The sequence below is a fragment of the Pseudacidovorax sp. genome (assembly GCF_017991995.1).
Lineage (GTDB): Bacteria > Pseudomonadota > Gammaproteobacteria > Burkholderiales > Burkholderiaceae_C > Xenophilus.
Genome location: NZ_JAGOPN010000010.1, coordinates 210,691 through 221,019, shown reverse-complemented (window position 1 = coordinate 221,019; position 10,329 = coordinate 210,691). Strand labels below are relative to the sequence as shown.

Sequence of the window (10,329 nt, the reverse complement as noted above, 5' to 3'; positions counted from 1 at the left end):
AAAGACCCGATTCCCAGGAGCCTTGTAGGGGCCAGCAGAGGGGAAGCCAGGTCAGGTTTCGGAAAGCACCGGCATATGTTGAACTCGCCTAAGTTATTGATAAACCTGCTGTATCGGGCTTCGGCGTAGTCCAGCGAAGTTCGGTGCTGGAGTCATGGTGAAATGAAAAAGGCCCGCGCGAGGCGGGCCTGTTCGAGCCGTGAGGCGGGCGCACCGAAGGTGCGCAGCCTCGGGCGAAGAAGCAATTACTTCTTCTTGCCTTTGCCCTTGGCGGGCTCGGCAGCCGGAGCGGGCGCAGCAGCAGGCGCCTCTTCCTCGACCACAGGCGCCACGGCCGACACGATCACGGGGTTCGGCTTGCCATGGGTGATGGCCTTGGCGCGGCCGGGCAGCTTGATGTCGGCCAGGTGCACGGTACCGCCGGCAGCCAGACCCGACAGATCAACCTCGATGAACTCGGGCAGGTCGGCCGGCAGCACGCTGATTTCGATTTCCGTCATCACGTGGTTCACCAGGTTCTGGTGCAGCTTGACGGCTTCGGACTCTTCCTCACCCTTGAAGTGCAGCGGCACCTTCACGGTCAGGCGGGTACGGGCATCGACGCGCTGGAAGTCCACGTGCTGGACCAGTTGCTTGTACGGGTGGTACTGCACATCGCGCAGCAGCACCTTGGTCACGTTGCCGCCCAGGTCCATCTCGAGGATGGAGGAGTGGAAGGCTTCCTTCTTCAGGGCGTGCCACAGGGCGTTGTGGTCGAGCTCGACCAGTTGCGGCTGGCCTTCGCCACCGTAGACGATGCCGGGCGTCTTGCCCGAATTGCGGAGACGGCGGCTCGCACCCGTGCCCTGCTTGGCGCGCTCGAAAGCGACGAATTTCATAAGTGACTCCTGTGAGGCCTGGGCCGAAGGCCCGCCTCTGTGGCACCCACCGCGACCAGTGCGGTGCCGTTCGACAAAAAGGCGCCGCGAGGGCGCCCACTGAAAGTTCCAGGACCGGAATGTGCCTCAGGCGGCGCTGTCCGAATCCGAGAACAGGCTCATGACCGATTCGCCATTGGCGATACGGTGGATGGTTTCCGCGAAGAGGGGGGCCACGGACAGCTGGCGGATCTTGCCGCAGGCCAGGGCGCCGTCGGACAGCGGGATGGTGTTGGTGACGCAGACCTCATCGAGCGCGCTGCCCTGGGCGATGCGTTCAATGGCGGGACCCGAGAAGACCGGGTGCGTGCAATAGGCGTACACCTTCTTGGCGCCGCGCTCCTTGAGCACCTCGGCAGCCTTTACCAGCGTGCCAGCGGTGTCGATCATGTCGTCCATGATCACGCAGTTGCGGCCTTCGATCTCGCCGATGACGTGCATCACCTCACTGACGTTGGCCTTGGGGCGGCGCTTGTCGATGATGGCCAGGTCGCAGCCCAGTTGCTTGGCGATGGCACGGGCACGCACCACACCGCCGACGTCGGGGCTCACCACCATCAGGTCTTCGTAGTTCTTGGTGCGCAGATCGCCCAGCAGAACCGGAGAGGCGTAGATGTTGTCGACGGGGATGTCGAAGAAACCCTGGATCTGGTCGGCGTGCAGGTCCATCGTCAGCACGCGCGATACGCCGACGGTCTGCAGCAGGTTGGCGACGACCTTTGCCGAGATCGGCACGCGCGAGGAGCGCGGGCGGCGGTCCTGGCGGGCATAGCCGAAGTAGGGGATCACGGCGCTGATCCGCTCGGCCGAGGCGCGCTTGAGTGCGTCGACCATGATCAGCAGTTCCATCAGGTTTTCGTTCGTGGGCGCGCAGGTGGACTGCACCACGAAGACCTCACGCGCCCGCACGTTCTGGTTGATTTCGACCGTGACCTCGCCATCGGAGAAGCGGCCGACGCGCGCAGCGCCAAGCGAGGTGCCGAGATGCTGAACGATCTCTGCTGCCATGCCCGGGTTGGCATTGCCGGTGAAAACCATGAAGTCAGGATGTGGGGCCTGCATGTGTGCTTCCCGGCGGTCAGAGAGAAAAGGTGGGGCCTGATGCTTTAGAGCATTTGGCAGGGGAGGAAGGACTCGAACCCTCGAATGCCGGAATCAAAATCCGGTGCCTTAACCAACTTGGCGACTCCCCTACACAGGAGGACGGTCCAGTGACCATCCACCGATGAATGTCGCAACCAATCGCGAGCGACTGGTTATTGCCTACGCGGCCCAGCCCTGGAGGGGATGGTGCGCGAGATTGCTGCAGATCCGATATTGCCAACCCTCGGGAAGATCCTTCGAGAGATGATCGATCGGGCCTTGCGGCGCATCGTTCGGCAGCTGCGCGAAGACGGCACTTCCGGAGCCGGTCATCCTGGCACTGAGGCCTTGTGCATCGAGCCACTGAAGGGCCTGACTCACTTGCGGACAGAGCCGCTGGGCAACCGGCTGCAGGTCGTTGTGTCCGAATCGGAAGATTCGTTTGCCGTCCTGAGCAGCGAAGACAGAAACTATAGCAGGTTTTGTGGCCCTGTGAAGATCATCCGCAGAAAAAATACGGCGTGTGTCGAGTCCAGCCTCTGGCTTGAGCACGGCGAAGCGGGCTGCGGGCACCGTCAGCGGAGTGATCTGCTCGCCGATGCCCTCGACCCATGCATTGCGGCCGCGCAGAAAGAAGGGCACGTCGGCGCCGAGCTTGAGGCCGATGCGTTCGAGTTCGGCAAGTGGCAGATCCAACCGCCAGAGCCGGTTCAGTGCCAGGAGGCAGGTGGCCGCATCCGATGAGCCGCCGCCCATGCCCGCCTGCGCCGGTATGCGCTTGTGCACGCCGATGTGGGCACCCTGCTGCGTGCCAGTCGCGCTCTTCAGCGCGCGGGCGGCGCGCAATACGAGATCGTCGGCGGGCAGGGGTTGTCCCAGGTCTTCGCGCGACAGGCCACCGTCCAGGCGCAAGTCCGCATGCAGCGTGTCGCACCAGTCGATCAACATGAACACCGACTGCAGCAGGTGGTAGCCATCTGCACGCCGACCGGTGATGTGAAGGAAGAGGTTCAGCTTGGCAGGCGCGGGCAGGTCATAGAGGGCCTTCACGGCGAAGGGCGCTCGAAGACGACACGCAGCTGCGCGGTGGGCAAGGGGGCATCGCGCGTCGCCTGGAGTCGGCCTTGCGCCACCTGCGACAGTTCGGCCCGCCAGCCCGGGACCGGGGCCGGGCGGCCCTGCAGCCATTCGAACAATGCATCGATGGGCAGCGCCGCGCCGGTCACGGCCTCGGTCAGCGCGGCGATGGAGGCGAAGCGTCGCTGCTGTGCGCCATCGCGCAGCACGGCGGTGCCCGGGCTCCATTGCAAGGCGCCCAGGGTGTTGCCAAGCGGCGTGGTCAGCAAGAGCTCGCCTTGCTCCGGATTGCCGTCCAGCTCGAACACGGCTGCGAAGGACTGCGGCGGGTTGCTGTCGACCGACAGGGACAGACGGCCGCTCCAGTGGCTGCTGCCCGTGTCCGCGCGGCGTGCCGCCTGGGGGGCGGCACAGCCGGCCAGCGCAAGGGTGGCGCCCGCCACGCCGGCCATCAGCACGCGTCGCTTCACAGCTTGACGCGCAGGCGCCGCAGCGTGGCCTGCAGGGTCTCGTTCTCCGCGTCCGCCATGGAGGCCTCGCGCCAGATGCTCAATGCACGGTCGCGTTGGCCCTGCGCCCACAGCACCTCGCCGAGGTGGGCCCCGATCTCCGGATCGGGCCGCGTCTTGTAGGCGCCTTCGAGGATGCGCTGCGCCTCGGCCATATTGCCGAGCCGGAACTCGACCCAACCCAGACTGTCGGCGATGAAAGGGTCGTTGGGCGACAGTTCCACCGCCTTGCGGATCAGCTGGCGGGCTTCGGGGAGACGGACATTCCGATCGGCGAGCGAATAGCCCAGCGCGTTGTACGCGTTGGCACTGTCCGGCTTGAGGGCGATCACGCGGCGCAGCAGCCGTTCGGTCTCGTCCACGCGGTTGAGCTTCTCGGCCGCCATGGCGAGGTCGTAGAGCAGGTCGGTGTCGTTCGGTGCCTGGGCACTGGCGGCGGCAAGCAGGTCGTACACCGCCTGGTTCATCTTGGCCTCACGCAGCACCTGGGCTTCGGCCTGCAATTGCTGGCGGCGGTCGGCATCCGTGCGTGCGGGCATGCTGCGCACGATCTGGCGTGCCTCGGCGACCTTGCCCTGCTTGGCCAGCAGCATCGCCCGACGCAACTGGGCGGACGCCATGTCCTCGTCGCCCTCCACGCGCGACAGGTACTGTTCGGCGGCGGCGAAATCCTTGCGACGTTCTGCCAACTGGGCGAGCTGCAGGTATGCCTGAGCAATGCCGCGGGCGCGCTCGTCCGCATCGCTCTGGCGGGTGGCGAGGTCCAGGTAGCGCTGCAGGGACGTCTGCGCGGCCGCGTCCTGATGGACCTGCGCCTGCAGGGAGCCGAGCAGCAGCCAGGGATCGGGCAGGTCGGGTCGGCTGCGCGTGAGCGTCTCCATCTGCGCCGTGGCCTCGTCGTAGCGCTGCCCCAGTGCCAGTGCGCGGGCATAGGCCACGCGTGCCTCGGGCAGGGCGTCCTCCTGGCTCAGGTAGCGGCGCACGAGTGCCTCGGCTTCGGGCCGGGACGGATCCATCAGTTCGAGTGCCAGCACGGCAGGCGCGTCGGCCTTCGGGTCGGCGGCGTTGCCCTGCTGGGCAGCCGCCAGGGCGCCGGCGGTGTCGCCCGCGTTCAGGCGCAGACGGCCGACGGCCGCCCAGGCCAGGCCAGCCGAGCGGGCGCCCGCCTTCAATTCATCCGACAGGCCTTGTTCGAAGGCCTGGGCAGCGGCCTGCTTGTTGGACGCCCGGCTGTAGGCCCGGACGGCGCTCGCGAGCGCTGCGGGGCGCTCCGGTACCGGCGTGGCGGCGAGGTCGGCACGCAGCGGGTCCACGGTCTCGGTCAGGCGGCCCAGCAGGATCAGGATCTGCAACTCCAGCCGGCGCGGCTCCCGGGCGTCGGGAATGGCCTGTTTCCAGGCGCGAACCGCCACCAGGGCAGCCTCCGGCGAGCGTGCGCGCACGGCGACATCGACGGCGCGCTGGAAGAGGGCCGGCTCGCGGGTACGGCGAGCGGAGTCCAGGAGCAGTTGGAAGCCCTCGACCGGATCGCCGTCGCGGGCGTTGAGTTCGCCCAGCAGCACTTCGTAGAACAGCTCGGCCGTCATGGCCGAGGGCTGGGCAGGTTCCGCGGCCGGGGCGGGCGGCGCGGGTGGTGGGCCGGGGGGCACCGACTGCGCGGCGGCGCTGAGCGAGGCGAGGGTCAGAACGGCTGTCGCCAGATGGCGCCGGCGGGGCAAGGGACTCATCGAACCATAATAATCCAAGCCTTTGTCCGCATCTGGGGCGAGGGCGATGGTCCGCTGCTCCTGTGCATGCGGCGTGTTCCGATGCCCGAGCTCCCAGAAGTCGAAGTCACCCGCCGCGGTTTTGCCGACCGCATCGCCCGCGGCGTCATCACCGCCCTGCGTGTGGGCAAGCCGCTGCGATGGGCGCTGGAGGTGGATCCGGACGCGCTGGTCGGGCGCACCGTGGTGCAGGTGCGGCGGCGTGGCAAGTACCTGCTGGTCGATCTCGACCGGGGCATGCTGCTGGTGCACCTTGGCATGTCGGGCAGCCTCCGGTTTGCGCCGGCGCTGCCCGAGCCCGGACCGCACGACCACTTCGACCTGACCACCACGCGTGGCACGCTGCGGTTGAACGACCCGAGGCGCTTCGGCGCGGTGATCCACGTCGATGGCGAGGATGCGCCGCTGGCGCGCAAGCTGCTGGGTGGGCTGGGCATGGAGCCGCTCGGCGATGCCTTTGACCTCGGCCGCTTCCACGAAGGTCTCAGAAGACGGCGCGCGCCGGTCAAGCAGGTGCTTCTGGCCGGCGACGTGGTGGTGGGGGTGGGCAACATCTATGCGTCCGAGGCATTGTTCCTTGCCGGCATCCGGCCGACGGTGCCGGCGGCCCGCATTTCACGGCCGCGTGCCGCGCGGCTGCATGCCGCCGTCCGCGAGGTGTTGGCGCGTGCGGTCGAGGCGGGCGGCAGCACGCTGCGCGATTTCTCCCACATCGACGGTCAGGCTGGGCACTTCCAGCTGCAGGCCATGGTCTACGGACGGGCAGGCGAGCCCTGCCGGCAGTGCGGGGTGCCGATCCGGCTCCTGCGGCAGGGCCAGCGCTCGACCTATTTCTGTCCGAATTGCCAGAAGGCTTGAGGGCCCTGCGGGCCGGCCTCGCCGGGTGCGACCACCTTGCCGCTGGGCTGTGAGGGGCATTCGCAACTGTTATATTTTGTAAATTCTTCTGCAGGCGTCCGTGAGCGTTCCTTTCTCCCAGCAGTTCGAGCAGCACGGCGCCTGGCGACGCAGCCTGGCACATCGGCTTCGCTGGCTGGCTTCCTGGCTGGGCGACAACGACCTGCTCGACGACGCCGTGGCGGAGCGGCTGAGGGATGCCGAGTCCCTGATGCGTGACAGCCGGGTCATGGTGGCCTTCGTCGCGGAGTTCTCGCGCGGCAAGTCTGAGCTGATCAACGCCTTGTTCTTTGCGGACTATGGCCGGCGCATCATGCCGGCCAGCGCCGGACGCACCACCATGTGCCCTGTGGAGCTTCGCCATGACGCGGGGCAGGCCCCCGGGCTGCGGCTGCTGCCGATCGACACGCGGCTCGTGCCCCGGTCGCTGCAGCAGTGGCGCGAATCGTCCGAGGGCTGGACCGGGATTGCCCTGTCGCCCGATGACGGCGAGCAGCTCGCGGCCGCCATGCAGAAAGTGGCCGAGGTCGACCGTGTCCCGCTCGAACGGGCCAAGGCGCTGGGTTTCTGGCGCGACGATGCCGGCGAAGACGCCCTGCCCGTGGATGCCCATCGGCACGTCGAGGTCCCGCGCTGGCGCCATGCGGTGCTCAACCTTCCGCATCCCCTGCTGGAGCAGGGCCTGGTCATCCTGGACACGCCGGGCCTCAATGCCATCGGCGCCGAGCCCGAACTCACGATGAGCCTGCTGCCCCAGGCCCACGCCGTGCTGTTCATCCTGGGGGCCGATACGGGGGTGACCCGCTCCGACCTCGCCATCTGGCGCGAACACCTGGGCGGGGCCGCACCGGCCGTTGCCTCGCGCATCGTCGCGCTGAACAAGATCGACACGCTGTGGGATTCGCTCAGCGCACCCGGACAGATCGAGGCCCAGATCGAGCGGCAGTGCGCCCTGTCCGCCGACATGCTGGGCGTGCCCCGCCGGCGCGTGCTGCCGGTGTCGGCGCAGAAGGGCCTGCAGGCGCGCATCGCAGGCGATGCACCGCTGCTGCAGGCGAGCCGGCTGCCGGCCCTTGAGGCGCTGCTGGGCCAGGGGCTGCTCGCCGAAAGGGAGGCCATCCTGCGCCGCGCCGTGGAGGGCGGGCTGGACGCCTTGCGCGCCGAGGCGCAGCGCATCCTGCGCCTGCGCCAGCGGGAGCTGACGGAGCAGGGCATGGAGCTCGAAGGCCTGCGCGGCAAGAACACCGCCACGCTGCGGCACATGATGCGCCGGGTCGAGCAGGAACAGTCGGAGTTCGAGGCGGGCGCCGAACGCGTTTCGGCCCTGCGTGCCGTCCTTGGCAAGCGCATGCGCGAGATGCAGGCCGTGCTCGGCCCGACGGCACTCAGGTCCGACATGGCGCAGTTCGCGCAGGCATTGGGCCGGCCCGGCATCAAGCTGCAGCTTGCGCAGGTCTACGCCCGCACCTTCGACGGGCTGCGCACCAACCTCGGCGATGTGCAGGCCACCATGGCCGAGCTGCAGGCCATGCTGCATGCGGCCTTCCGCCAGCTCAATGCCGAACATGGCTTTGCCCTGCAGGCCCCGGCCGAGCCCGATCTGTCGAAGTACATTGCCGAGATGAGCAGCATCGAGCAGAGCCATCTGCACTACCTCGGCATGGGCAACATCCTGCGCCTCGTGCAATCTGAATTCTGCGAGCGGCTGGCGCAGGCCCTGTCCAGCCGCGTGCGCACCGTCCGCGACGCCGCGCTGGGCGAGATCGAGGACTGGCGCCGCAGCGCCTTCTCCCAGATGGACCGCCAGATGAACGAGCGCCGCGCGACCTATGCCCGGCGCGTGGAGTCGATGGCCCGCGTGCGCGACGCCGCCAGCAGCCTGGACGAGCGCCTGGCGGAACTCGCCGGCCAGGGCGCGCAGCTTCGTGCCCTGGAGCAACGGCTGCGTGATCTCTGCGAGGTGCTCGTCGGCCGCAAGCCCGAGCCTGGCGCCCCGCCGGCTGCCGGCGACACCCAACTGCGCGCGGCGTGAGATCCGCCGCGACCGACGCCGCACCGGTCGTGCGGCAGGCGCGCCAATGCGCCGATGCTTTCTGGCTGCGCCTGGTGACCTGGCAGAAGACGCATGGCCGCAGCAGCCTGCCCTGGCAGAACACCCGCGACCCCTACCGGGTCTGGCTGTCCGAGATCATGCTGCAGCAGACGCAGGTGTCGACCGTGCTGGGCTACTACGAGCGCTTCCTGGCGCGCTGTCCCACGGTGGCGGACCTGGCTGCCGCACCTGAAGACGAGGTCATGGGCCTGTGGAGCGGACTGGGCTACTACAGCCGCGCACGCAACTTGCACCGCTGCGCCCAGGACGTGGTCGCGCGCTTCGGCGGCAGCTTTCCGCACAGCGCCGAACTGCTGCAGACGCTGCCCGGCATCGGCCGCTCCACGGCGTCCGCCATCGCCGCCTTCTGCTTCGGTGAGCGGGTGTCGATCATGGACGGCAACGTCAAGCGCGTGCTCTCGCGCCTGCTGGCCTTCGAGGGCGACCTGGCGAGCAGCGCCAACGAGAAACTGCTGTGGAAGGCGGCCGACGAACTGTTGCCGCCCGAGGGCGACACCGAGGCCATCTCCCGCTACACGCAGGGGCTGATGGATCTGGGCGCCACGGTCTGCCTGCCGCGCCAGCCGCAGTGCCTGATCTGCCCGGTCGAGGCGCTGTGCGAAGGCCGCCGGCAGGGCGATCCGGCGCGGCTGCCCATCAAGACGCGCAAGCTCAAGCGCAGCGCGCAGTCGCTGTGGCTGCTGCTGGCGCGCTCGGCCGACGGGCAGGCGGTGTGGTTGCAGAAGCGGCCGGCCAGCGGCATCTGGGCCGGCCTGCATGCGCTGCCGGTCTTCGACAGCGCCGAAGCGCTGGAAGCGGTCATGCCAGAGACCTTGCGCTCGGCGTTGCAGCATCTGCCGGCTTTCCTGCATGTGCTCACGCACAAGGACCTGCATCTGCACCCCGTCCAGGTCGACGCGGCGCGCAGCGACATGGCCGGCCTGGAGGGGCGGTGGGTGGCGGCCGAGGACTGGCCGGCGCTGGGCCTGCCTGCGCCGGTGCGTCGGTTGCTGGAAGAGCGCGCCGCCCGGATCGGCTGAGTCCGCCGGGTGGGACCCCGGGTCAGGACGCCTCGCCCGGGGCTGTGGAGCCCGGGCCACCAGTGGTTATTCGGCGTCCATCTCGCGGTGCCGCCGCAGCGTCACCCAGCGCTCGCCGAAGGTGCGGGCCAGTTGCTCGACCAGGAAGACCGAGCGGTGCTGACCGCCCGTGCAGCCGATGGCCACGGTGACGTAACTGCGATGGTCGTCCGCAAGTGCGTCCATCCAGTGCTGCAGGAACTGTTCGATGTCGCCGAACATGCGGGCCACCGCATCGTGCTGGCGCAGCCAGTCGATCACGGGCTGGTCGCGTCCGGTCAGCGGGCGCAGCGACGCGACGTAATGCGGGTTGGGCAGCATGCGCACATCGAAGACGTAGTCGGCATCGAGCGGAACGCCGCGCTTGAAGGCGAAGGATTGGAACACCAGGGTCAGCGTGCGCTGCGGCGCCTCGATCAGCGCCTTGATGTAGGTGCGCAGCTGGGCCGGGCGGATCAGGCTGGTGTCGATCAGGTCTGCACCTTCCCGCAATTCGGCCAGCAGTTCGCGCTCCAGCTCGATGGCCTGGATCAGTGCGCGCTCCTGCTCGGGCGCATCGACCCCGCCGTGCTGGCGCGACAGCGGATGCCGTCGGCGCGTCTCCGAATAGCGGCGCACCAGCGCCTCGGTGGTCGCATCGAGGAACAACGAGCGCACGGCCATGCCTTCCTGCCGCAGTGCCGCCAGGCGGATGGGCGCCTTCGACAGCGAGGTGCCGCTGCGTGCATCGATGGCCACGGCCACCAGCGGCGCCTGGTTCTCCTTCTGCAACCGGATGAAGTCATCCAGCAGTTCGGGCGGCAGGTTGTCGACGCAGTAGTAGCCGGCGTCTTCGAGCGCGGCCAGGGCCACCGACTTGCCGGAGCCGGACATGCCGGTGATCAGCACCAGGTCCATGGAGGGATTCAT

At 68.4% G+C, this 10,329-nt stretch carries 9 protein-coding genes and 1 tRNA gene; 3 read left to right on the top strand and 7 right to left on the bottom strand.

All coding sequences use genetic code 11. The features are described from left to right. Window positions 1-245: 245 nt before the first annotated feature. The 6 genes from KBC94_RS15600 to KBC94_RS15575 all read right to left on the bottom strand — a co-directional run bounded on the left by KBC94_RS15600 (window position 246) and on the right by KBC94_RS15575 (window position 5,313). Window positions 246-878, bottom strand: coding sequence for a 50S ribosomal protein L25/general stress protein Ctc (locus KBC94_RS15600; protein ID WP_017758154.1), 633 nt, complete (start codon window positions 876-878; stop codon window positions 246-248). Between the two features lie 126 nt (window positions 879-1,004). Further along, on the bottom strand, window positions 1,005-1,979 hold the full coding sequence (locus tag KBC94_RS15595) for a ribose-phosphate pyrophosphokinase (protein WP_017758153.1): 975 nt from the start codon (window positions 1,977-1,979) through the stop codon (window positions 1,005-1,007). Between the two features lie 54 nt (window positions 1,980-2,033). After that, a tRNA-Gln gene (locus tag KBC94_RS15590) sits at window positions 2,034-2,110 on the bottom strand. Between the two features lie 70 nt (window positions 2,111-2,180). Continuing rightward, on the bottom strand, window positions 2,181-3,050 hold the full coding sequence (ispE, locus tag KBC94_RS15585) for a 4-(cytidine 5'-diphospho)-2-C-methyl-D-erythritol kinase (RefSeq protein ID WP_294371805.1): 870 nt from the start codon (window positions 3,048-3,050) through the stop codon (window positions 2,181-2,183). Beyond that, window positions 3,047-3,547 carry an outer membrane lipoprotein LolB gene (locus KBC94_RS15580; RefSeq protein WP_294371802.1) on the bottom strand — a complete coding sequence of 167 codons (501 nt, stop codon included), beginning with the start codon at window positions 3,545-3,547 and terminating at the stop codon, window positions 3,047-3,049. Before KBC94_RS15580 ends, ispE begins: the two co-directional genes overlap by 4 nt. Next, window positions 3,544-5,313, bottom strand: a complete 1,770-nt coding sequence (locus tag KBC94_RS15575) for a tetratricopeptide repeat protein (protein ID WP_294371798.1) — start codon at window positions 5,311-5,313, stop codon at window positions 3,544-3,546. Before KBC94_RS15575 ends, KBC94_RS15580 begins: the two co-directional genes overlap by 4 nt. An 81-nt stretch (window positions 5,314-5,394) precedes the next feature. Here KBC94_RS15575 and mutM point away from each other — a divergent pair, with 81 nt between their 5' ends. The 3 genes from mutM (at window position 5,395) to mutY (ending at window position 9,381) form a co-directional block, all read left to right on the top strand. Beyond that, a complete protein-coding gene (gene mutM / locus KBC94_RS15570; protein ID WP_294371846.1) occupies window positions 5,395-6,210 on the top strand; it encodes a bifunctional DNA-formamidopyrimidine glycosylase/DNA-(apurinic or apyrimidinic site) lyase in 816 nt (271 codons plus the stop codon). Window positions 6,211-6,310: 100 nt separating this feature from the next. Beyond that, window positions 6,311-8,281, top strand: coding sequence for a dynamin family protein (locus tag KBC94_RS15565; protein ID WP_294371797.1), 1,971 nt, complete (start codon window positions 6,311-6,313; stop codon window positions 8,279-8,281). Window positions 8,282-8,310: 29 nt separating this feature from the next. Beyond that, a complete protein-coding gene (gene mutY / locus KBC94_RS15560) occupies window positions 8,311-9,381 on the top strand; it encodes an A/G-specific adenine glycosylase (RefSeq protein WP_294371845.1) in 1,071 nt (356 codons plus the stop codon). Window positions 9,382-9,447: 66 nt separating this feature from the next. Here mutY and rapZ read toward each other — a convergent pair whose 3' ends face one another. Further along, entirely contained in the window at window positions 9,448-10,329 is an 882-nt protein-coding gene (gene rapZ, locus KBC94_RS15555) for an RNase adapter RapZ (RefSeq protein ID WP_294371796.1), read from the bottom strand.

Coding starts and splice junctions, on each gene's coding strand:
- mutM (WP_294371846.1), top strand. CDS start 5,395: ATGCCCGAGCTCCCAGAAGTCGAAGTCACCCGCCGCGGTTTTGCCGAC.
- KBC94_RS15600 (WP_017758154.1), bottom strand. CDS start 878: ATGAAATTCGTCGCTTTCGAGCGCGCCAAGCAGGGCACGGGTGCGAGC.
- KBC94_RS15595 (WP_017758153.1), bottom strand. CDS start 1,979: ATGCAGGCCCCACATCCTGACTTCATGGTTTTCACCGGCAATGCCAAC.
- KBC94_RS15575 (WP_294371798.1), bottom strand. CDS start 5,313: ATGAGTCCCTTGCCCCGCCGGCGCCATCTGGCGACAGCCGTTCTGACC.
- rapZ (WP_294371796.1), bottom strand. CDS start 10,329: ATGAATCCCTCCATGGACCTGGTGCTGATCACCGGCATGTCCGGCTCC.